At 60.3% G+C, this 20,237-nt stretch carries 23 protein-coding genes; 15 read left to right on the top strand and 8 right to left on the bottom strand.

Annotated elements, in window-relative coordinates; translation table 11 throughout:
• Positions 1-72 precede the first annotated feature (72 nt).
• A complete protein-coding gene (gene smpB, locus HJB84_RS03725) occupies positions 73-552 on the top strand; it encodes an SsrA-binding protein SmpB (protein WP_164008587.1) in 480 nt (159 codons plus the stop codon).
• A 149-nt stretch (positions 553-701) separates the two neighbouring features.
• On the opposite strand, the gene HJB84_RS03720 is transcribed toward smpB, so the two are convergent.
• Positions 702-1,283, bottom strand: a complete 582-nt coding sequence (locus HJB84_RS03720; protein ID WP_207583609.1) for an NYN domain-containing protein — start codon at positions 1,281-1,283, stop codon at positions 702-704.
• A gap of 296 nt (positions 1,284-1,579) precedes the next feature.
• Here HJB84_RS03720 and rpoZ point away from each other — a divergent pair, with 296 nt between their 5' ends.
• The 12 genes from rpoZ to HJB84_RS03660 all read left to right on the top strand — a co-directional run bounded on the left by rpoZ (position 1,580) and on the right by HJB84_RS03660 (position 12,080).
• Positions 1,580-1,984, top strand: coding sequence for a DNA-directed RNA polymerase subunit omega (rpoZ, locus tag HJB84_RS03715; protein ID WP_003558080.1), 405 nt, complete (start codon positions 1,580-1,582; stop codon positions 1,982-1,984).
• 189 nt (positions 1,985-2,173) lie between these two features.
• The gene (locus tag HJB84_RS03710; RefSeq protein WP_207583610.1) at positions 2,174-4,408 is read left to right on the top strand and encodes a bifunctional (p)ppGpp synthetase/guanosine-3',5'-bis(diphosphate) 3'-pyrophosphohydrolase; all 2,235 of its coding nucleotides are present in this window, start codon (positions 2,174-2,176) and stop codon (positions 4,406-4,408) included.
• Positions 4,409-4,601: 193 nt separating this feature from the next.
• Entirely contained in the window at positions 4,602-4,751 is a 150-nt protein-coding gene (locus HJB84_RS03705) for a DUF3563 family protein (protein ID WP_207583611.1), read from the top strand.
• A 158-nt stretch (positions 4,752-4,909) separates the two neighbouring features.
• On the top strand, positions 4,910-5,500 hold the full coding sequence (locus HJB84_RS03700) for a DUF2062 domain-containing protein (protein ID WP_164008596.1): 591 nt from the start codon (positions 4,910-4,912) through the stop codon (positions 5,498-5,500).
• Between the two features lie 38 nt (positions 5,501-5,538).
• Entirely contained in the window at positions 5,539-5,943 is a 405-nt protein-coding gene (gene acpS, locus HJB84_RS03695; protein ID WP_007626522.1) for a holo-ACP synthase, read from the top strand.
• Between the two features lie 269 nt (positions 5,944-6,212).
• Positions 6,213-6,956: a signal peptidase I gene (gene lepB, locus HJB84_RS03690; protein WP_207583613.1), complete on the top strand. Its 744-nt coding sequence runs from the start codon at positions 6,213-6,215 to the stop codon at positions 6,954-6,956.
• A complete protein-coding gene (gene rnc / locus HJB84_RS03685) occupies positions 6,953-7,672 on the top strand; it encodes a ribonuclease III (protein WP_207583614.1) in 720 nt (239 codons plus the stop codon). The genes lepB and rnc overlap by 4 nt, the downstream gene beginning before the upstream one ends.
• A gap of 7 nt (positions 7,673-7,679) precedes the next feature.
• Positions 7,680-8,621, top strand: coding sequence for a GTPase Era (gene era, locus HJB84_RS03680; RefSeq protein WP_221115294.1), 942 nt, complete (start codon positions 7,680-7,682; stop codon positions 8,619-8,621).
• Positions 8,622-8,771: 150 nt separating this feature from the next.
• Positions 8,772-9,524, top strand: a complete 753-nt coding sequence (locus HJB84_RS03675; protein WP_207583615.1) for a Crp/Fnr family transcriptional regulator — start codon at positions 8,772-8,774, stop codon at positions 9,522-9,524.
• Positions 9,525-9,626: 102 nt separating this feature from the next.
• On the top strand, positions 9,627-10,112 hold the full coding sequence (locus HJB84_RS03670; protein WP_221115293.1) for a hypothetical protein: 486 nt from the start codon (positions 9,627-9,629) through the stop codon (positions 10,110-10,112).
• Positions 10,113-10,210: 98 nt separating this feature from the next.
• Positions 10,211-10,975, top strand: coding sequence for a DNA repair protein RecO (recO, locus tag HJB84_RS03665; protein ID WP_207583617.1), 765 nt, complete (start codon positions 10,211-10,213; stop codon positions 10,973-10,975).
• Between the two features lie 109 nt (positions 10,976-11,084).
• Positions 11,085-12,080: an aldo/keto reductase gene (locus HJB84_RS03660; RefSeq protein WP_207583618.1), complete on the top strand. Its 996-nt coding sequence runs from the start codon at positions 11,085-11,087 to the stop codon at positions 12,078-12,080.
• 40 nt (positions 12,081-12,120) lie between these two features.
• On the opposite strand, the gene HJB84_RS03655 is transcribed toward HJB84_RS03660, so the two are convergent.
• The 3 genes from HJB84_RS03655 to HJB84_RS03645 all read right to left on the bottom strand — a co-directional run bounded on the left by HJB84_RS03655 (position 12,121) and on the right by HJB84_RS03645 (position 15,673).
• Complete coding sequence (locus tag HJB84_RS03655; protein ID WP_207583619.1) at positions 12,121-12,978, bottom strand: MOSC domain-containing protein; 858 nt, start codon at positions 12,976-12,978, stop codon at positions 12,121-12,123.
• A 9-nt stretch (positions 12,979-12,987) separates the two neighbouring features.
• On the bottom strand, positions 12,988-13,632 hold the full coding sequence (locus HJB84_RS03650) for an HD domain-containing protein (protein WP_221115292.1): 645 nt from the start codon (positions 13,630-13,632) through the stop codon (positions 12,988-12,990).
• A gap of 145 nt (positions 13,633-13,777) precedes the next feature.
• Positions 13,778-15,673, bottom strand: coding sequence for a bifunctional diguanylate cyclase/phosphodiesterase (locus HJB84_RS03645; protein WP_207583621.1), 1,896 nt, complete (start codon positions 15,671-15,673; stop codon positions 13,778-13,780).
• A gap of 426 nt (positions 15,674-16,099) precedes the next feature.
• Between HJB84_RS03645 and HJB84_RS03640 the strand changes: the two genes are divergently transcribed.
• Both HJB84_RS03640 and HJB84_RS03635 read left to right on the top strand, forming a co-directional pair.
• Positions 16,100-16,453, top strand: a complete 354-nt coding sequence (locus tag HJB84_RS03640; RefSeq protein ID WP_207583622.1) for a hypothetical protein — start codon at positions 16,100-16,102, stop codon at positions 16,451-16,453.
• Positions 16,454-16,658: 205 nt separating this feature from the next.
• Complete coding sequence (locus HJB84_RS03635) at positions 16,659-17,174, top strand: superoxide dismutase family protein (protein WP_207583623.1); 516 nt, start codon at positions 16,659-16,661, stop codon at positions 17,172-17,174.
• Positions 17,175-17,252: 78 nt separating this feature from the next.
• On the opposite strand, the gene HJB84_RS03630 is transcribed toward HJB84_RS03635, so the two are convergent.
• From HJB84_RS03630 to HJB84_RS03615, 4 genes are read right to left on the bottom strand one after another with little or no spacing between them, the layout of a single operon-like run.
• Positions 17,253-18,140 carry a mechanosensitive ion channel family protein gene (locus HJB84_RS03630; protein WP_221115291.1) on the bottom strand — a complete coding sequence of 296 codons (888 nt, stop codon included), beginning with the start codon at positions 18,138-18,140 and terminating at the stop codon, positions 17,253-17,255.
• A 58-nt stretch (positions 18,141-18,198) separates the two neighbouring features.
• Positions 18,199-18,729, bottom strand: coding sequence for a tyrosine phosphatase family protein (locus tag HJB84_RS03625; RefSeq protein ID WP_207583625.1), 531 nt, complete (start codon positions 18,727-18,729; stop codon positions 18,199-18,201).
• On the bottom strand, positions 18,726-19,334 hold the full coding sequence (locus HJB84_RS03620) for a YfbR-like 5'-deoxynucleotidase (protein ID WP_207583626.1): 609 nt from the start codon (positions 19,332-19,334) through the stop codon (positions 18,726-18,728). The genes HJB84_RS03625 and HJB84_RS03620 overlap by 4 nt, the downstream gene beginning before the upstream one ends.
• Positions 19,331-20,203, bottom strand: coding sequence for a folate-binding protein YgfZ (locus tag HJB84_RS03615; protein ID WP_221115290.1), 873 nt, complete (start codon positions 20,201-20,203; stop codon positions 19,331-19,333). The genes HJB84_RS03620 and HJB84_RS03615 overlap by 4 nt, the downstream gene beginning before the upstream one ends.
• Positions 20,204-20,237 lie beyond the last annotated feature (34 nt).

Genomic DNA, 20,237 nt, shown 5'->3' with positions numbered 1-20,237 from the left:
GGCCGGGTCGTTCCCCTACATAAGGGCAAGCAATGAGGGCGCGGCTTTTCGCGCCCTGAAGGGAATATCGTCATGGCCCCCAAAGGCAGCCAGCGCGTGGTGAACAAGGTCGTGGCCGAAAACCGCAAGGCCCGCTTCAACTACGAGATCATCGATACCTACGAGGCCGGCCTCGTGCTGATGGGCACGGAGGTCAAGGCGCTACGCGAAGGAAAGGCCAATATTGCCGAATCCTATGCGTCGGATGAGGGCGGCGAGATCTGGCTGATCAATTCCTATTTGCCGGAATATCTGCAGGCGAACCGCTTCAATCACGAACCGCGCCGACGCCGCAAGCTGCTGCTGTCGGGGCGTGAAATTCATCGCCTGCGCTCTGCTATCAACCGCGAAGGCATGACGCTGATCCCGCTGAAGATCTATTTCAACGATCGCGGCCGGGCAAAGATGGAGCTGGCGCTCGCCAAGGGCAAGAAATTGCACGACAAGCGCGAATCCGAGAAGGAGCGGGATTGGAACCGGCAGAAGAGCCGCCTTCTGAAGGACAATGGCTGACCACACTGGGCTGCCCACTATGCCGTGATTGGCGATCACACTGCAGTCGGCCGCTGTCGCTGATCTCGAGTGTGCAGGTATGGCGGTGCGGGGAGGGGCTGCCACGCCCTTTCCCTCGCGGCCACTCGCTTCGAAATGATCGATTGAGATCAATCCTCTACATCGTTCGCCGGTGCGACTTCGACCTGACGTGGGGCTCGCTCGGCGGGATCGCGACCAATTTCAGCTTTCAGAGATAGGAGATCGATGAAGTGATCGGCTTGGCGACGCAGGTCGTCGGCAATCATCGGCGGCTGGGTCGCCATGGTTGAGATCACCGAGACCTTGCGGCCCCTGCGCTGCAACGCCTCGACCAGGTTGGTAAAGTCGCCGTCGCCCGAGAAGATAACGAGATGATCGACAGTTTCGGACTGTTCCATGGCGTCGATCGCAAGCTCGATGTCCATGTTGCCCTTGATCTTGCGTCGACCCATGGAATCCGTGAATTCCTTGGCAGGCTTGGTGACGACTTTATAGCCGTTATAGTCGAGCCAATCGATCAGCGGCCGGATCGACGAATATTCCTGATCTTCGATCAGAGCCGTATAATAGTAGGCGCGCAGCAAATAACCGCGTTTCTGGAATGCTTTCAAGAGCTTGCGGTAATCTATGTCGAAGCCGAGGCTCTTGGATGCAGCGTAAAGGTTGGCGCCGTCAATGAAGAGTGCAATTTTCTCGCGTGGGTCAAACATCGCTTACCAATCCAATGAGAGCAATAGAAATCCGCAGGACCAAAATCCAATAAAAACAATGACTTGTGTTTTGACTTCGATCTGATCCATATTTTAACAATTATTCATATATGAAAGATTTAGGGCACGATTCGGCATATTCCAAGCAACCTTCGGTGGAATTGTGACATTCTCCATGGAAATTTAGCTCGGCCGCGGATAAAGACGAGGGGAGCCGGAATGAAAAACTTGTATTTGCCCGGTTTTAATTGTATCCGGCGTGCTAATCCCGAAATGACGACCGTAAAGGACAGGCAATGGCCCGTGTCACAGTTGAAGATTGCATCGACAAGGTGGAGAACCGCTTCGAGCTGGTTCTGCTCGCCAGCCACCGCGCCCGGCTGATTTCCCAGGGTGCCTCGATCACCATCGATCGCGACAACGACAAGAACCCGGTCGTCGCCCTGCGCGAAATCGCCGACGAGACGCTTTCGCCCGATGACCTCAAGGAAGATCTGATCCATTCGCTGCAGAAGCATGTCGAAGTCGACGAGCCCGAGCCCGATCCGGCCAGCATGATCGCCGCCGGCGGTGTCGCCGCAGCCGACAGCGAAGAGCAGGACGACGTGCCCGAGACGATCACTTTCGACCAGATGTCGGAAGAAGAGCTGCTCGCCGGCATTGAAGGCCTCGTGCCGCCGGAAAAGAGCGACGACTACTAAGCGCGTAGCCTGATCCAGGTCGCATGTGATCCCCCGGTTGAATCCGATCCGGGAAAAGTTTCATGCGATGGAAAAGAGCGATGATTACCAATCGTCAATCTTGCGCCTTTATTGCTTAGGCATATTATTGCCCATGTGTGCGCCAATCGTTGATTGGCGCGCTTTTATTTTTATCGGAGTGGCTTTGGAATGATGCGGCAGTACGAGCTCGTGGAGCGGGTTCAGCAATACAAGCCCGATGCCAATGAAGCACTGCTGAACAAAGCCTATGTCTACGCCATGCAGAAACATGGCCAGCAAAAGCGCGCGAGCGGCGATCCCTATATTTCCCATCCGCTCGAAGTCGCCGCCATCCTCACCGACATGCACCTCGACGAATCGACGATCGCGGTTGCCCTGCTGCACGATACGATCGAGGATACGACGGCGACGCGCGCCGAGATCGACGAACTCTTCGGCGAGGATATCGGCCGCCTGGTCGAGGGTCTGACGAAGATCAAGAAGCTCGACCTCGTTACCAAGAAAGCCAAGCAGGCGGAAAACCTGCGCAAGCTGCTGCTGGCCATTTCCGACGATGTGCGCGTGCTGCTCGTCAAGCTTGCCGACCGTCTGCACAATATGCGCACCCTCGATCACATGTCGGCCGACAAGCGGGCCCGCATCTCCGAGGAGACGATGGAAATCTATGCGCCGCTCGCCGGCCGCATGGGCATGCAGGACATGCGCGAGGAGTTGGAGGAACTCTCCTTCCGGCATATGAACCCGGAAGCCTACGACACCGTCACCAAAAGGCTGGAAGAGCTCTCCAAGCGCAATGAAGGCATTGTCAAGAAGATTGAGGCCGAACTGCGTGACCTGCTGGTCGCAAGCGGCCTGACCAGCGCCTATGTCAAGGGCCGGCAGAAGAAGCCCTATTCGGTCTTCCGCAAGATGCAGTCGAAGTCGCTTTCCTTCGAACAGCTTTCCGATGTCTACGGCTTCCGGTTGATCGTCGAGGACATCCCCTCCTGCTATCGGGCACTCGGCATCGTTCACACCCGCTGGCGCGTCGTGCCTGGCCGCTTCAAGGACTATATCTCGACGCCGAAGCAGAACGATTATCGTTCCCTGCACACCACCATCGTCGGTCCTTCCAGCCAGCGGATCGAACTGCAGATCCGCACCAAGCGCATGCATGAGATCGCCGAATTCGGTATCGCCGCCCACACGCTCTATAAGGACGGCGCCACCAATGCCGACGGCGACATCCTGTCTCGCGAATCCAATGCCTATTCCTGGCTGCGCCATACGATCGAAGCGCTCGCCGAGGGCGACAGCCCGGAAGAATTCCTCGAGCACACCAAGCTCGAACTCTTCCAGGATCAAGTCTTCTGCTTCACGCCGAAGGGCAAGCTGATTGCCCTGCCGCGTGGCGCCACGCCGATCGATTTTGCCTATGCGGTGCACACCAATATCGGCGATACCACGGTGGGCGCCAAGATCAACGGCCGGATCATGCCGCTGGTGACGCGGCTTGCGAATGGCGATGAGGTCGAGATCATCCGCTCCGGCGTGCAGGTTCCACCCGCAGCCTGGGAGGAGATCGTCGTCACCGGCAAAGCGCGCGCCGCCATCCGCCGCGCCACCCGCATGGCGATCCGCAAGCAATATGCCGGCCTCGGCCACCGCATTCTCGAACGCACCTTCGACAGGGCCGGCAAGATTTTCTCCCGCGAGGCGATGAAGCCGGCGCTGCACCGCCTCGGCCAGAAGGAAGTCGAGGATGCGATCGCTGCCGTCGGCCGCGGCGAGATGTCTTCGCTCGACGTGCTGCGCGCCGTCTATCCCGACCATCAGGATGAGCGCGTCACCGTGAGGCCCTCCGGCGACGACGGCTGGTTCAATGTCCGCAGTGCTGCCGGCATGATCTTCAAGATCCCCGGCAAGACCAAGCCCGGGCCTGATGGCGGCCATTCGGAAATCGACACCGACGCCGATATCGGGCCGATCCGCGGCCTGTCCGGCAATGTCGACGTCAAGTTCGCGTCAACAGGCGCGGTGCCCGGCGATCGCATCGTCGGCATCATGGACCAGGGCAAGGGCATCACCATCTATCCGATCCAGTCGCCGAGCCTGCAGCGCTTCGACGATCAGCCCGACCGTTGGATCGACGTCCGCTGGGACCTCGACGAAGCCAACAAGTCGCGTTTCATGGCGCGCATCATGGTGAATGGGTTGAACGAGCCCGGCACGCTTGCCAAGGTCGCCCAGACGGTTGCAGGCCTCGACGTCAATATCCGTTTGCTAAATACCGTGCGGGTAGCGGCGGATTTCACCGAGATGATGCTCGAGGTCGAGGTCTGGGACCTCCGTCAGCTCAATCAACTGCTCGCTCAGATGAAGGAACTGGACTGCATCGCCACGGTTCGGCGGCTTTATGAGTAGGCTCTTTGTTAAGCCCTCAGGGCTTTGAGCGCAAAATTGCACATTTTATGATCGTTCCGTGGTCAAGGTGGAGCGTTAAAAAGGCAAGCAATGCGCCAAATGCATGGCTGTCTCCATGTTGCGGCTGTAGTAATTAACTTGTGCCGAGCCTATCTTCTGGTCATCGAAACGCAAACAGAAGATGAGACAAGAAATGTTTGACCCCATCAAGAAATTCGCCCGTGCCTTCCGCGCTCCGACCACGCAGGAACGTGAAATGGCATATCTCAATGGCTCGCTCGATCGTATCGATCTCGAGTTTCGTCAGCGCCAGGTCGACCGCGGTCTGTTCCGCACGCGCTGATACTGAACTTTATACTTGAGACGAGTGAGGGACGTTATGCATGACGGACGCCCCTTGGCATGAAGAAGCTCCTCACCGCGAAGAGAACTGAGCTGTTTTTTACGCGGTATCAACTGCCGCTCTTGTCATGGTCATGTGCGCTGCACTAAATACCGGCCATGTTGTTTCGCCGTCGCAAGCCCGCGGGATTCAAGGAAAAGATGCGAGAGCTTTTATGGCCCCGCAAAGGTTTCCTTCGCCCGATCCGTTATCTGACAATGCGCATCCTGCGCCTCAGCGCTTCGCCGCATGCGGTTGCGGCCGGCGTCGCTGCGGGTGTCTTCGTCTCGTGGACGCCGTTCATTGGCGTGCATTTCGTCATGGCTTTTGTCATCACCTATTTCCTCTCCGGCAGTATGGTGGCCGCCGCCCTCGGCTGCGCCGCTTTCGGCAATCCGCTGACCTATCCCTTCATCTGGGGCATCACCTGGGAGATCGGGCATCTGCTGTTGAGCCGTGAGGATCATCTGGCGGGTCAGACCGTTGATCTGGCTGCCCTCTTTCACAAGCTGAACTTTTCCGAACTGTGGAGGCCGGTGCTCGAACCGATGCTCGTTGGCGCCATTCCGCCCGGGATCGTCACCTCCGTTGCGCTCTATGCGCTGACGTTCTACACCGTGAAGGGTTTCCAGACGCGCCGCCACACACGGCTGTTGGAGCGGGCGCGATTGCGCCTAGCCAGCCCGGCCGGCGACATGCCGAGCGTATGAGCCTGATCAAGAATGCTTAAGCGACGGAAGGTTCCGGCATGATCATCGGCATTGGCAGCGATCTGATCGACATTCGCCGCGTCGAGAAATCCATCGAACGCTTTGGCGAGCGCTTCACCCGTCGCTGCTTCACCGAGATCGAGCGCGCGCGTTCCGACCGCCGGGCAAATCGTGGTGCATCCTATGCCAAGCGTTTCGCCGCCAAGGAGGCCTGTTCCAAGGCGCTCGGTACCGGCATAGCCCAGGGGGTCTTCTGGAAGGACATGGGCGTCGTCAACTTGCCGAGCGGCAAGCCGACCATGGTTTTATCGGGCGCCGCCGCCCTGATCCTCGAATCGATGCTGCCCGCAGGCCATAGGCCCGCCATTCATTTGACAATAACGGATGATTATCCCTTGGCGCAGGCCTTCGTGATTATCGAGGCGTTGCCCGAGAGCCTCTGATCGCGACCTCGGGAGCTGTTGATCGCGACCTCGGGAGATGTTGATCGCGACCTCTCGTCGCTTTTGATGTTGTCGCCATTGCCGCAACCGGCCGAAGTCGCTAGAACAGGGCGATTTTAGGCCGGGCCGGCCCAAAATCTGAATCCTGTTCTCGATTAAAGAATTAGAGCATGATGTCATAAGAAAACCGCTGACACTTTTCGGCATCATGCTCTAAGAGAACGACAGAAAAATTGCGCCGCCGCGGCGTCTTGAAGGAATAAGACTGCGTGTCCGAAAAAGTCGAAACCAAGCCGAACGCCCTCTGGGAAAATATCAAAGTCATCATCCAGGCGCTGATTTTGGCGATGGTGATCCGAACGGTGCTGTTCCAGCCCTTTACCATTCCGTCCGGTTCGATGATGCCGACGCTGCTCGTCGGCGACTACATCTTCGTCAATAAGTTCGCTTACGGCTATTCGAAATATTCGCTGCCCTTCTCGCCCGATATCTTCAGCGGCCGCCTGTTCGGCTCCGATCCGAAGCGTGGCGACATCGTCGTTTTCCGCTTCCCGCCAAACCCTGAAGTCGATTACATCAAGCGTTGCATTGGCCTGCCGGGCGACCATATCCAGGTTACCGACGGCGTGCTCTACGTCAATGGCAAGCCGGTTCCGAAGGTGGCTGACGGTACCTTCACGTCGGATTACAAACTCGATCCGGGCGCCGATGTACCGGTCTTCCGCGAAACGCTCGACAGCGGCAAGACCTACGATACGCTCGATCAATCTCCCGTGTCGCGCGGCGATAACACCCGTGAATTCATCGTGCCGGAAGGCCATTATTTCATGATGGGCGACAACCGCGACAACTCGCTCGACAGCCGTTTCGACGTCGGCTTCGTGCCTGCAGAAAATCTTGTCGGCCGCGCCAGCGTCATCTTCTTCTCACTCGGCAACGACACCTCCTTCCGCGAAATCTGGAAGTGGCCGACGAATATGCGCTGGGACCGCCTCTTCAAGGTTGTTGAATGAGCAAGGCGCAGACGCTTTCTGCGGCCGACCGCGCAAAGCTTGAAGGCCTGATCGGTCACGACTTCGCCGAAAAGGAACGCCTGGATCGGGCGCTGACCCATGCCAGCGCCCGCACCGAAAAGGGCGGCAATTACGAACGGCTGGAATTCCTCGGCGACAGGGTGCTCGGCCTCTGCATCGCCGAGCTTCTGTTTCGCACCTTCGGTGCGGCGGCGGAAGGCGAGCTCTCGGTTCGCCTCAACCAGCTCGTCAGCGCTGAAACCTGCGCTGCCGTCGCCGACGAACTCAGTCTTCACCTCTATATCCGTACCGGCGCCGATGTGAAGAAATTGACCGGCAAGCGGATGATGAACGTGCGCGCCGACGTCGTCGAAAGCCTGATCGCCGCGATCTATCTCGACGGCGGCCTCGAAGTTGCCCGCCGCTTCATCCTGCGCTACTGGCAGGGCAGGGCGGTCAGGGCCGATGGCGCCAAGCGGGACGCCAAAACCGAGCTGCAGGAATGGTCGCACGCCAAATTCGGCGTCACGCCCAACTACCGGGTTGATGAACGCAGCGGACCGGATCATGATCCGCGTTTCAAGGTGACGGTGGAAGTTGCTGGCATAAAGCCGGAAACCGGCGTAGAGCGGTCGAAGCGCGCCGCCGAACAGGTTGCGGCGACGAAGATGCTTGAGCGCGAAGGCATTTGGCAGCAATCGCCTGCCGGAAACTGACGGGACAATGACACAAGAAGAAGATATCGCGGCCGAAGCTGCTGCAGAAACCGATCGTCCGACGCATTCGGGCTTCGTTGCGCTGATCGGGCCGACCAACGCCGGTAAGTCGACGCTGGTGAACCGCCTCGTCGGCGCCAAGGTCTCGATCGTCAGCCATAAGGTGCAGACGACGCGTGCCATCGTCCGCGGTATCGCGATCCATGACAACGCCCAGATCGTCTTCATGGACACGCCCGGCATCTTCAAGCCACGCCGCCGGCTCGACCGCGCCATGGTGACCTCGGCCTGGGGCGGTGCGAGGGATGCCGATCTGATCGTACTGCTGATCGACAGCGAGCGCGGCCTGCGCGGCGATGCCGAAGCCATCCTCGAAGGCCTCAAGGAGGTCCGGCAGCCCAAAATCCTGCTGCTCAACAAGATCGACCGCGTCAACCGTGAGGATCTGCTGGCACTCGCGGCCGCGGCCAACGAGAAGATCGCCTTCGATCGTACCTTCATGATATCAGCCGAAAACGGCTCCGGCTGCGACGATCTCATGGACTATCTGGCCGCCACGCTGCCGGAAGGGCCGTGGTACTATCCGGAAGACCAGATCTCCGATCTGCCGATGCGCCAGCTCGCCGCCGAGATCACCCGCGAGAAGCTGTTTCTGCGCCTGCACCAGGAGCTTCCCTACGCCTCGCATGTCGAGACCGAAAAGTGGGAAGAGCGCAAGGACGGCTCGGTGCGGATCGAGCAGGTGATCTATCTCGAGCGCGACAGCCAGAAGAAGATCGCGCTCGGCAAGGGTGGTGAAACCATCAAGGCTATCTCGACTGCGTCGCGCAAGGAATTGTCGGAGATCCTCGAGCAGCCGGTCCATCTCTTCCTGTTCGTCAAGGTTCGCGAGAATTGGGGTGATGATCCCGAGCGGTTCCGCGAAATGGGTCTCGATTTCCCGAAATAAGCACGGCAAGGATTTCGTCGGCCAGGCGCCAGACCGTTGTTTCCGCATAAAGAAATCGCTTTGCTCACGGAACAAATTTGTGGCTTTCGCATTCCTGAATGAACGGCGTGCAAGCGATGGTGCGTCGGTTTTGCGACGGCAAGGGCAAACATGGTGACGTCGAGATCGGTCAATTCTTTCAAGACCCCTTGCCAGCAATGTCCCTTGCGGCCCCTGCCGCATTTCAGGGAATTCAGCCGCGACGAGCTGGAATTCGTCTCGAGCTTCAAGAGGGGTGAGCTTGCCGTCGATGCCGGCTCCACTATCCTCGTCGAGGGCGCACACAGCGCTCATCTCTTCACCGTGCTTGCTGGTTGGGGCTTTCGCTACAAGATGCTGGAGGATGGGCGCCGCCAGATTCTGAATTATATCATGCCAGGCGATCTGATCGGCCTGCAGGGAACGATCGCCGGCGAGATGCAGCATTCCGTCGAAGCGCTTTCGCCGGTATCTCTTTGTGTTTTCGAGCGTGACAGACTGATGACGCTCTACAACAAACACCCCTCGCTCGCCTTCGACATCACCTGGATCGCTGCGCGCGAGGAGCGTATTCTCGATGAACACCTGCTCAGCATCGGCCGCCGCACGGCGCTGGAAAGAGCAGCCTACCTGATCGCTTTCCTGTTTGAGCGTGGCCGGAAGCTTAATCTCTTCAACGGCCGCAAATTCATCCCCATCACCCAGCAGCACATTGCCGATACACTCGGCCTTTCCATCGTCCACACCAACAAGACCCTGAAAAAGCTCGGTGAACGTCGGTTGATCCGCTGGCAGGAGCGCGGCTGCGAGGTTCTGAACGGCGAGGAATTGATGGCCATTGCCGGCTGGGAAGGGCTCGGAGAGGGCAAACGCCCCTTCATCTAACCCTTGGCCCTATGTCTTTTTTAAATGCGCATTAGCAGCTCGGAAAATAAGGTCGGTCGTCGCCTTTCCTCCGATTTTGATTCTTATCGACCGGGCAGAAAAGTGGTTTATTCAGAAATGGTGGCGGAATTCACCGATAGCGTGCCATGCGGGGCACCGGAAGGCAATGATGTTGGCGAAACAGCCGGGACGCTGCGACAGGCGCCCGACGGGAGGCATGGAATCATGAGCGCAATCCGTGTTCTGGTTCTTGAAGACAGTCTGATCATCGCGATGGAGGCGGAGGATATGCTGCGCCTGGCCGGCGTCGAGAGTATCGATATCGTCGGCAGTGTGGAGCAGGCGAGGGCTGCTATCGCTGCGGAGACATATGATTTCGCCCTTCTCGACGTCAATCTCGGTGAGGGCATGAGCTTCGGATTTGCCCGCCATCTTCTCGATATTGGCATTCTCTTCGGCTTCGTCAGCGGCTATTCCGATACGGGCGATTTCCCGCCCGACTTGCAGCACATTCCGCTTTTGGTGAAGCCTTTCGACGAAACGGCGATGCGTGAATTCCTGCTGAGGCTTTTCCCGGCTGTCGCCTGATGCGCTCCGTGACAGGAGCATGATGTCGCCCGAAAACCGCTCACTGTTTTCGGCATCATGCTCTAGGATGGATTCGTCGGCCGTAAGGACTTCTTTCGATGCAGTGGCAGGACCATGCGATCATCCTGGGCGTTAAGCGCCACGGCGAGACGAGTGTCATCGCCGAGGTGATGACGCGTGATCGCGGCCGCCATCTCGGCCTGGTTCGTTCCGGCCGGTCGCGCGCCATGCAGCCAGTGCTGCAGGTGGGCAATGCCGTGGAGGTCCTTTGGCGCGCCAGGTTGGACGAGCATCTCGGCGAATTTCGCGTCGAGCCGGTGACGTTGCGCGCCGCCCGCCTGATGGAAACGGCGACCGCCGTCTACGGCGTTCAGGCGATGGGCGCGCTGCTGCGGCTGCTGCCGGAGCGTGACCCGCATCCGCATCTCTTCGATGCGCTGGAGGTCATCCTCGATCACCTGCACAACCCGGCCGATGCCGGCGAACTCTTCGTGCGTTTCGAGCTTGCGGTGCTGAACGATCTCGGCTTCGGTCTCGATCTGGCCGAATGTGCCGCGACCGGCGCCCGTTCCGATCTCGCCTATGTCTCGCCGAAATCCGGCCGCGCCGTCAGCCGCAGCGCCGGTGCCCCCTGGGCGGACAAGATGCTGCTCCTGCCGCCCTTCCTCGGCATCGAAGGCAACCATGCAGCCGACTTCGACAGCCTTGCGGCGGCGTTTCGTCTGACGGGATTCTTTCTGCATCGCCACGTCTATGAACCGCGAGGCATCGAGGCCGTTGCAGCCCGCGAGGGCTTCGTTCAGGCGGCACTCAAGGCGCTCAATCCTGCTTTGCGGACGCTTTCCGGTCAGATCTCCGCCTGAGATCGGTTTTCAGCCGTTTTTTACGGGTGCAAAACATCCTCCGGATTTGGCGGTTTACCCGTATATGAGCCCTTCCTATGTCTTGGAGACGCCAACCAAGGAGGATTTCATGCTGATCAAGACCGCAACCCCGACGACGATCACGCTCTGGAACGGCCGCGAAATTCCGCGTCTCGGCATGGGATGCTGGGCGATCGGCGGTCCCTTCTTCGCCGGCGACACACCACTCGGCTGGGGAGACGTCGACGACGATGAATCGGTGGAAGCGATCCATCGCGCCATCGAACTCGGCATCCGCTTCTTCGACACCGCTTCAAACTACGGCGCCGGCCATTCGGAGGAGGTGCTCGGCCGGGCAATCGGCAATCGCGACGATATTATCGTCGCCACCAAGTTCGGCTTCGCCACCGATTCGCAAACCAAGCAGGCAACCGGCGCTTTCGCCGACGAAGCCTTCATCCGCCGTTCGGTCGAGACCTCGCTGCGCCGTCTCAAGCGCGACCGCCTCGATCTTCTGCAGTTCCACCTCAATGACTTTCCACTGGCACAATCGGACGCAGTCTTCGACACGCTGGAAGCGTTGCGCGCCGAAGGCAAGATCGATGCGTTCGGTTGGAGCACCGATTTTCCTGATCGTGCTGCCCGCCATGCCGGCCGTCAGGGCTATGTCTCCGTTCAGCATACGATGAATGTCTTCGAGCCGGTGCCGGAGATGATCGCGGTGATCGAGAGAAAGGGCCTGATCTCCATCAATCGCGGTCCGCTGGCCATGGGCCTCCTAACCGGCAAATTCACCGCCGACAAGGCGGTCGGCGCCAAGGATGTACGGGGCGCAGCCCTCGACTGGATGGTTTATTTCAAGGACGGGCGCATGGCCCCGGAATTTACCGCAAGGCTCGACGCCGTCCGCGATCTCCTGACATCGGGCGGCCGCACGCTGACGCAAGGGGCGCTTGGCTGGCTCTGGGCGAGGTCGCCGCGCACCCTGCCCATTCCGGGCTTCCGCACCGTCGCCCAGGTGGAGGAAAATGCCGGCGCGCTGGAAAAGGGACCGCTATCGGCCGATGTCATGGCCGGGATCGACGCGGCACTCGCGCGTGTCTGACGCTTCCAAAGCCTGTCGCATCAGATCCTGAGGACACGCATCATGCTGCGACGCGACGCTTGAGCGCCCAGCCCTCCGGCCTCTCTTCTATAATGCTGACTGTGTCGCCGATCATGATCCTGCCGTTGCCGCGTGGGGTGACGTTCCAGCCGAAAAGCGGGCCGGGCACACGTCTGTCGGCCGACATGCGGATGCGGCCCATGGCCGGCATCGGGTTTGGCCCGTCGCGTGAGCCGGTCAACTGGTCCTGCGTCGTCATGATGCAGCGCGAGCAGGGTTTGACGAGATCGAAGCGGATGCCGGCGATCTCGATCGCCGCCCAGCGGTCCTCCGGCCAGGCCTCGTCGATATCGATGACGATGTTCGGCCGGAAGCGTTCCATGCCGACGCTGCCTTCGCCATGGGCGGCGAGATCGGCATTCAGCGCCTTCAGCGAGCCGGTCGTCGTCACCAGGATCTGGTAGCCGTCGGTAAAGGTGACCGGCGTGCCTTCGCCGGCCCATTCGGCATTCGCAGTCCGCCGGGCCTGTCCGTCGAAGAAGACCAGCCGCACCTCGCGGCCAAGCCATTCGGAAAGCTGACGGTTGCTCTCGGGATCGGCGACGGCGGCGCTGACAGTTGATTTCCAGACGGACACATCCATGCGGCTTTCAGGCTGAGGCGGCGGTACCGATATTTCCGGTTTTCCCTGCATCAGCAGCCGAAAGACGCCGGGTTCCGGTCGTACTTCGATACGCGCGAGGTCCGGCAACTCGCGCTGGGTGATGAAGTGCCCGTGCGCATCGGTGATCATTGCTCGCCGGTCGCCAGGAAGCCCATAGGCGTCGATGTCGGCCGAAGGCAGGGCAAGGCCGCGGGCGCTCTTGAGCGGGTAGATGAAGAGGTCGCTGATATGCATGCCGTTCTCCTAGATCTCGTCCATGAATGCCTGGAGGAAGTCGCGCAGGCTTTGGTCGCGATCGGCCGCCAGCCTGCGGCCGGTCTCGGTCTGGAACCCGTCCGCCAGTTTGAACAGCTTCGTCTGGAAATGGTCAATCGCATAACGCTTGTCATCGAGCGGGCGGTTCGCTGCCGCCGGATCGAATGGATCATAGAGTCCAGATCCCAGTCGCCCGGCGATATAGAAGCAGCGTGCGGCGCCGACCATGCCGATCGCATCCAGCCGGTCGGCGTCCTGGAGGATCTTTGCCTCCAATGTCTGCGCCACCACCCCGGCCGAGAAACTATGCGCGGTGATCGCGTGAGCCGCGGCTTCGATATCCGCGTGGCTCCAGCCGAGGTCTGCCAGGATGGCCGATGCCTTTTCCGCCGCCAAGGCCGACGCTTTTGCCCGTAGCGGCGAATTCTTCTCGACGGCGACGCAGTCGTGCAGCAGCACGGAAGCGGCAAGAACCCGCCCGTCGCCGCCTTCTCTAGCATGGATGCGCATGGCGTTCCGGAAGACGCGCAGGATATGGGCAAGGTCGTGCGAGCCGTCGTCGCCATCGGCAGCGTCTGCGATCAGCGCTGCGGCGAGAGTTTCATAAGGAGAGAAGGCTTCGGCCTCGAACATTGCGCCACCTGTTATGAGGAAGAATGTTTTCCGTCGATAGAACACCGGAACGGAAGCGGAGATCTCGGTCAAAGCCCGCGACAATGAAGGCTCGCTGACCGCTGCCGATTTTGTAGCGGCTTGCCGTGCGAGTCGCAATCGAGGCTCAGCCCCGGGGAAGATGCATCTTGCCGCCGTTCTTCGGAAGGGAGAGAAGATGGGGCACGTCACGCACGGGTCTCGGCGGACTGATGTGATAGCCCTGGATCTCGTCGCATTCCTCGCATTCGAGCAGCGCCAGCTGTGCGGCCGTCTCGACGCCTTCGACGGTAACGCGCATGCCGAGCGCATCGCCAAGCAGGATGATTGCATGCATGATCGCATGCGCTTCCTTGTTGTCGACGATGTCGCTGACGAAGGATTTGTCGATCTTGATCTTGTCGAAGGGGAAGCTCGAAAGATAGCTCAGCGAGGAATAGCCGGTGCCGAAATCATCCATCGAGATGCGGATGCCGCGCTCCTTCAGCGCATGCAGGATCGGCAGCACCTCGCTGAGATTTTCCATCAGCACGCTCTCGGTGATTTCGAGCTCAAGCCGCGACGGCGATACAGCAGCAGCGGCAAGCGCCTCGCTGACGTCCTCAGTCAGGTCGCTGCTGCTGAACTGGATCGCCGAAACGTTGACCGCGACCTTGATATCCTCCGGCCATTGCGCTGCATCGTTGCAGGCTTGGCGCAAAACCCAGCGGCCGATATCGACGATAAGGCCGACCTCTTCGGCGAGCGGAATGAAATCCATCGGCGCAACGCGGCCGCGGATCGGGTGGTTCCAGCGGATCAGAGCCTCGAAGCCGCAGATGCGCCGCTGCGAAAGGTCATAGAGCGGCTGGTAATGCAGCTCGAATTCTTCTTTTTCAACGGCTGCTCTGAGGTCGGCCTCCAGCGCATGGCGCATCTGCATCTGCACTTCCATCTCGCCTGCGAAGAAACGCTCGCGCTTGCGCCCGTCCGCCTTGGCATGCGACAGCGCCACGCCGGCATTCTTCAGGAGGATATCGGTGTCTTCGCCATCCCCCGGGGCGACTGCGATCCCCATCGAGACGCTGAGCTCCACTTGTTTCTCGCCGTGGATGAATGGCTCGGAAAGCGCACGGCGGATCTGCTCGGCAAGGGCAGTCACGTTCCACGGCTGCTGTCTGCCTGTCTGCAGGATGGCGAACTCGTCCGAGCCGAGGCGCGCCAAGGCATTCTCCGAACCAGCCGAGGCTCGGATGCGCTGGGCGACCTGCTGCAATATTTTGTCGCCGACTGACACGCCCATCGTGTTGTTGATCGATTTGAAACGGTCGAGATTGAGGTGAACAAGGGCGATCTGCTCGTCCGGCTTGCGCTCGATGAGCGTCGCATCGACCTGCTCGCGGAAATGGATGCGATTCGGGAGGCCGGTCAGCGGGTCGTGATGGGCGAGATAGGTGATGCGCTCGGCCGCCCTTCGATCCTCGGTGACATCGGCATGAATGGCGATGTTGCTGCCGTCGGCAAGGATGGTCACCATGCTCTGGATGATGCGGCCGTCGTCCATCAGCCATTCGCGCCGACGGATACTGCTGCGTTTTGTGGTTGCAGAGGAATGTCGCCCGACCCGGCGGCCGGGTTTGGCGCTGGCGCCCTCCGCGCCGCGCATTTTGTCGGTGAGATCGGCGATTGTCGCGCCGGCAGCGACATCGTCCTGCGTCAGGCCGAAAAGCTGAGCGAAGCGAATGTTGGAAAGTGTCAGCCGTTGGTCCGCGTCAAATACGCTGAGACCGAGCGGCAGGTTGTTGAGGATGATTTCGAAGAGCCTTTGCTGTCCGTCGAATGCCTGACTGAGGGCGGAAATATTGCCTCTCAGCGCATGGTTTTCTCTCAGCAGCGTATCCGCGCTTCTCTCGATTTCGTCATAGTCGCTTTCATGGACGCGGTAGGTCGCGATCACAAGCTCCATCAAACGTCGCGCATCGACCGATCCATCGGCCATGACGGCCTGGCTGCATTGCTTCCAGAAGAGCGCTTCAGCTTTCATGGGGATGCCTCTTGCGGGGCGGCTGCGACAGCAATGGTCGTCCTCACCTGATGAACGTACCTCATCACATCGAAAACCCTTCCAAAGTGAACATAAAATTGATTTTTTTATAAGCTGAAAGTCTGGGTAGTGGCTTGTGGCGCCCATTCTGGTCGGACGGGATTAATATTCGGTTGCAGTGCGGCAGCGAGGCCAGATCGTTAGGCATTTGTTTTATATGTGAAAAATCGCTGAAATACCGCGAGATCCCCTCATTCGACCTCGACGGAAGGTTGGCAGCCAAGCATTGCGTTAACGGTTGTCAATCATCGTTAATGAGAAGTTAACAACTTATTGACGCACCGCGCAAATCAGTTTAACCAGCGAGTCAATTAGTGATTTTCCACGTTCGTATTGCGTACAAACACCACCGGCTAAAGGCGGTGAATGGAGGTTTGTATGACCAGCACCACATCCGTTTCGGACACTTCATATGCATATCTGGCGACGCTCTCGCGGCTTGATGCCAATGGCGATGGTGTCCTCAGCCGCGGCGAACGCGCCGCCGATCAGAAGCCCGGCATCATCAAGGAACTCCTGGACGAGGACAAGGCCAGCGAAACGCAGCCGAAATTTTCCGGCAGCCTGATTGCGCTGATGATGGACTCGCGTGACAGCGGCGTGGCAGCCAGTATCGCCGTTCCCTATCCTTTGCAGCAGACCGCGCCGACGACCGGCGATCGGTCGGACGATGTTTACCGCAACACTTACGGCCAGTTCGACTTCAACGCCGTCGCCTGAGCCACTCCCGAATCAGGCGATCTGCAAGCCGGCCGTTTGGCCGGCTTTTCCAGTCCTGTGTTCCCAGCGCATGACCCGAAAACCGGAATCGATATCAGCAAAGGATCATGCGTTAATCCAACGGATAGAGCGTCCTTTGTGCTTAATCAGGAACACCTTCCTGGCTGACACGTTCAGAAGGACAACCGGACGGAAGGAGACCTCCATGAAAGCCATGTGCACCATCGCCGCCCTGAGCCTGCTTGCAGTTGCATTGCCGGCGAGCGCTCAGGACAAGCAGACGGCGGTCGCCAATTTCGTCGGCAAGGACGGCAAGGAGGACGGCCGCGCGCAACTGACGGCTGCCGCCAGTGGTGGCGTCCTGATCGAAGTCGAGATATCGGGGCTGCCGGCCAACAAATGGGTGGCCTTCCATGTTCACGAGACCGGCCGCTGCGATGCCGCGACCCATCACGAGTCGGCCGGCGGTCACTTCAACCCTGAGAAGGCCGAGCACGGCCTCCTTGCCGCCAAGGGTCCGCACGCCGGCGATATGCCCAATCAGTATGTCGGAGAGGACGGTATGCTGAGAGCCCAGGTCTTCGATAGCAAGGTCACGCTCGACGGCAAGACCGACGGAATTCGCGGCCGCGCATTGATGGTCCACGCCAATTCGGATGATTATCGCAGCCAGCCCTCCGGTGATGCCGGTGAAAGACTCTCCTGCGGCGTCATCCAATAGACTGTTACGACAAAATTATACGCCGATTCAACGTGTTAAGAGCTATGCGATCTGAAATCGCGGCGGTGCTGGAATGTGTCATTGGCGCGTCGGCGCCGGCTTTTCGGCCGCCGCCCTGCCTTTGGAGTTCTTTGCCGACGCAGCGTCCGGTACATCTGGAACAACGTCCCGATCCCTCTCGTTGAAAGCGAGTTTGACGCGCTTTATCATGTCACGGCTGACCGCCCACCAGTCGCCGGTCTTTGCCCAGTAGCGCAGCGTCACCAAGATCGCGCCGTCACCGAGGCTATCGATGAAGACGCTTGGTTCCGGTGACCTCAGCACCCGGGAATCGGCTTTGGCAAGGCCCATCAGTGTCTCCAACGCTTGATGGATGTCATCCCCATCGGCGATCTTGACGTTCACATCGTTCCGTCGCGTAGGCTCGCGACTGAAATTGGTAATCGGCGTGTTCCAGAGTGTCGAATTCGGCGCCAACCGGTAGAGCCCGTCGCCGGTCCTGAGTTCAGTCGCAAACAACCCGATTTCGCGCACTGTGCCGGCCGCACTGCTGGTCTCGATGTATTCCCCGACTCGAAATGGCCTGAGGATCAGCAGCATGATGCCGGCGGCGATATTCTGCAGCGTCCCCTGTAGCGCCAGTCCGATTGCCAGGCCGGCTGCGCCGAGGGTCGCGATGATTGAGGCGGTCTGGACGCCGAACTGGCCGAGCACGGTGATGAACACCAGGATAAGCAGCGCGTAGCGCAGCACATTGGTGAAGAATCGCGCCAGCGTCTCGTCGATGCCATGGACGCGCGACAGGCCTTCATAGGCCCAGCGGCTGGTAAAACCGGCGAGCGCCCAGCCGAGAATGAGCAGGATGACGGCGCCGAGGACGGAAAAGGAATATTGCACTGCCAGCGCGCTCGCCTGGCTGAGCGCCGTTTGCGTGGCGAGAAGGACGTCGGCTGCCTGTTGTTGCATGATCTGGCCCTGTCGATTGTTCTTGGTCGGAGGCTAGATGGAGCGAATGGCGGTAGCGTCAACCGCAGGCGGCGTCGTCGATCGCAAGCACGAAGGGCGCGTTGCCGTCGGCATCCGCACCGCGGCCGATTGCCCGCACTGCCGCGACCAACTGGCCGCGGCGGTTAAGCAGCGCGTCGCCGATCTCGATCAACCGGGCATTCGGCGTCGCGAAAGGCGAGGCCGCCCGCAGCCGGCCGGCAAGCCTTTCTTCGCTCTGATCCGGTACGAGCGACAGCGCGGCGATCAGGGCTGCCGCCGGCGATCGCGACACGCCCATCCAGCAATGGATGAGCAGCGGCGTCTCCTGCCGCCACGATGCGGCAAAGTCGATAATTCCCTGCACATGCGTCTCGTCGGGCGCCACCAGGCCGCCGGTGCCCTTGAAGGCGATGTCGTTCATCGCAAGCGTCAGGTGGCGGTCGGCCGCGATCACGCCAGGTCGGTGAAAGGCCTGCTCCTTGGCGATCAGGCTGATCATGTCACGCGCCTTGTGGCGCACCGCCATCTCCGCGATGCGCGACAGCGGCGAGACGACGATGAAGCTCACGACACCATCTCCCGCTCGGCCTCGATCGCCGCGAAGCGCTCGCAGAACAGTCGCTGCGCTTCGACTGCCGGCAGGGGCTCGATCATCAGCATCTCCGGGCTGATGCCGCGCGGCTGGCCGAAGAATTTCTGCGCCTCGGCGGGTGTGAAGCCGGCAAGCACCGTCGCCTCGAAATAGGCGGCGATCGTATCGGCCTTCTTGATTCGGTCCTTGAGGTCGCGCGAGGGATGCGGCGGCAGGCCGAAGCGCAGGTGCACTGCGGCCTCCAACCGCTTCTCCACCGTCTTGTAGCCGCCGCCGACCACCGATTTGAACGGTGAGATCATATCGCCGATCACATATTCGGGTGCATCATGCAGCAGCGCCATCAGACACTCCTGCGGCCGCGCATCGTTGAAGCGGCGGAAAATGTCTTCAACGACGAGACTGTGCTGCGCCACCGAAAAAGCATGATCGCCTGATGTCTGGCCGTTCCAGCGAGCGACACGCGCCAGCCCATGGGCGATATCGATCAGTTCGACATCGAGCGGCGAGGGGTCGAGCAGGTCGAGCCTGCGCCCGGACAGCATACGCTGCCAGGCACGCGGGGCTTTTGCGGTTGTCACGCACTGGCCTCGTCGGCGCTGGTGGGGAAGACAAGGCCGGACCATGCCGGCAGGACGAGGGAAACAGGTGTTTCGCCGGCGAGCAGCGGCGTGCCTGCGGCGATTGCGGCGCCGGCGCGGTCGATACGCACGATCGCAAGTCCATGGTCGCCTTCGACCGAACCGAGCGTCCCTATAGGCTTGCCGGCCGCGGTGATCTCCGTTCCCGTCCCCGGCAGGGCTGTCACGGCATAAACGGTCACGACGCGCCGGCGCGCAGTGCCGCGGTGCTGCATGCGCGAGACGACCTCCTGGCCGACATAGCAGCCTTTCCTGAAGGAGAGGCCGCCATTCAAATCCATCAGCACGTCATGCGGGAAGGCATCCTGCAGGGCGAAGTCCGATCCTGAGGTGACGATGCCGAGCCTGATACGCAGCGCGTCATAGAGCGCTTCCTCACCTTTGCCGTGTTTGCCGGGCCGACGGACCAGCGTGACGCCCGCCTTGGCGAAGCGACTGTCCCGGGCGCCCTGGCTGCCCCGGGCGCCCTGGGCGCCCTGGCTGGCGTCGGCATCATCGCCCCAGCAAACGGTGACGCCCTCCTCTGCGCGAAGGGCAAGCGTGACGGCGGCACGCAGCTTGTACATCGTCAGTCGCTTCAGCAGGCCATCGCGCTGGCTGGCGTCCGTTTCGATCGTATAGCCATCGCCCTCCTGCCAGATCATGAAGTCGAACAGGATCTTGCCTTGCGGCGTCAGCAGCGCCCCGGGCCGCACCTCGTCGGACCCGAGCGAGATGATATCGGTGGTGATCAGATTCTGCAGGAAGGATTGGGCTTCCGCACCGCTGACAAAGAGCAATGCGCGGTCTTTCAGGAATACGGCTGGCATGGCGGAACCTGTCGCGTTGGTCATCGCTCACAGG

The organism is Rhizobium sp. NZLR1b (assembly GCF_019685155.1).
Lineage (GTDB): Bacteria > Pseudomonadota > Alphaproteobacteria > Rhizobiales > Rhizobiaceae > Rhizobium.
The sequence above is the reverse complement of the archived record's forward strand: the minus strand, read 5'-3'. Positions and strand labels throughout refer to the sequence as shown.

What these genes read in the sequence shown, in the direction of transcription:
- smpB (WP_164008587.1), top strand. Translation starts at nt 73, where the DNA reads ATGGCCCCCAAAGGCAGCCAGCGCGTGGTGAACAAGGTCGTGGCCGAA.
- HJB84_RS03720 (WP_207583609.1), bottom strand. Translation starts at nt 1,283, where the DNA reads ATGTTTGACCCACGCGAGAAAATTGCACTCTTCATTGACGGCGCCAAC.
- rpoZ (WP_003558080.1), top strand. Translation starts at nt 1,580, where the DNA reads ATGGCCCGTGTCACAGTTGAAGATTGCATCGACAAGGTGGAGAACCGC.
- HJB84_RS03710 (WP_207583610.1), top strand. Translation starts at nt 2,174, where the DNA reads ATGATGCGGCAGTACGAGCTCGTGGAGCGGGTTCAGCAATACAAGCCC.
- HJB84_RS03705 (WP_207583611.1), top strand. Translation starts at nt 4,602, where the DNA reads ATGTTTGACCCCATCAAGAAATTCGCCCGTGCCTTCCGCGCTCCGACC.
- HJB84_RS03700 (WP_164008596.1), top strand. Translation starts at nt 4,910, where the DNA reads ATGTTGTTTCGCCGTCGCAAGCCCGCGGGATTCAAGGAAAAGATGCGA.
- acpS (WP_007626522.1), top strand. Translation starts at nt 5,539, where the DNA reads ATGATCATCGGCATTGGCAGCGATCTGATCGACATTCGCCGCGTCGAG.
- rnc (WP_207583614.1), top strand. Translation starts at nt 6,953, where the DNA reads ATGAGCAAGGCGCAGACGCTTTCTGCGGCCGACCGCGCAAAGCTTGAA.
- era (WP_221115294.1), top strand. Translation starts at nt 7,680, where the DNA reads ATGACACAAGAAGAAGATATCGCGGCCGAAGCTGCTGCAGAAACCGAT.
- HJB84_RS03675 (WP_207583615.1), top strand. Translation starts at nt 8,772, where the DNA reads ATGGTGACGTCGAGATCGGTCAATTCTTTCAAGACCCCTTGCCAGCAA.
- recO (WP_207583617.1), top strand. Translation starts at nt 10,211, where the DNA reads ATGCAGTGGCAGGACCATGCGATCATCCTGGGCGTTAAGCGCCACGGC.
- HJB84_RS03660 (WP_207583618.1), top strand. Translation starts at nt 11,085, where the DNA reads ATGCTGATCAAGACCGCAACCCCGACGACGATCACGCTCTGGAACGGC.
- HJB84_RS03655 (WP_207583619.1), bottom strand. Translation starts at nt 12,978, where the DNA reads ATGCATATCAGCGACCTCTTCATCTACCCGCTCAAGAGCGCCCGCGGC.
- HJB84_RS03650 (WP_221115292.1), bottom strand. Translation starts at nt 13,632, where the DNA reads ATGTTCGAGGCCGAAGCCTTCTCTCCTTATGAAACTCTCGCCGCAGCG.
- HJB84_RS03645 (WP_207583621.1), bottom strand. Translation starts at nt 15,673, where the DNA reads ATGAAAGCTGAAGCGCTCTTCTGGAAGCAATGCAGCCAGGCCGTCATG.
- HJB84_RS03640 (WP_207583622.1), top strand. Translation starts at nt 16,100, where the DNA reads ATGGAGGTTTGTATGACCAGCACCACATCCGTTTCGGACACTTCATAT.
- HJB84_RS03635 (WP_207583623.1), top strand. Translation starts at nt 16,659, where the DNA reads ATGAAAGCCATGTGCACCATCGCCGCCCTGAGCCTGCTTGCAGTTGCA.
- HJB84_RS03630 (WP_221115291.1), bottom strand. Translation starts at nt 18,140, where the DNA reads ATGCAACAACAGGCAGCCGACGTCCTTCTCGCCACGCAAACGGCGCTC.
- HJB84_RS03615 (WP_221115290.1), bottom strand. Translation starts at nt 20,203, where the DNA reads ATGCCAGCCGTATTCCTGAAAGACCGCGCATTGCTCTTTGTCAGCGGT.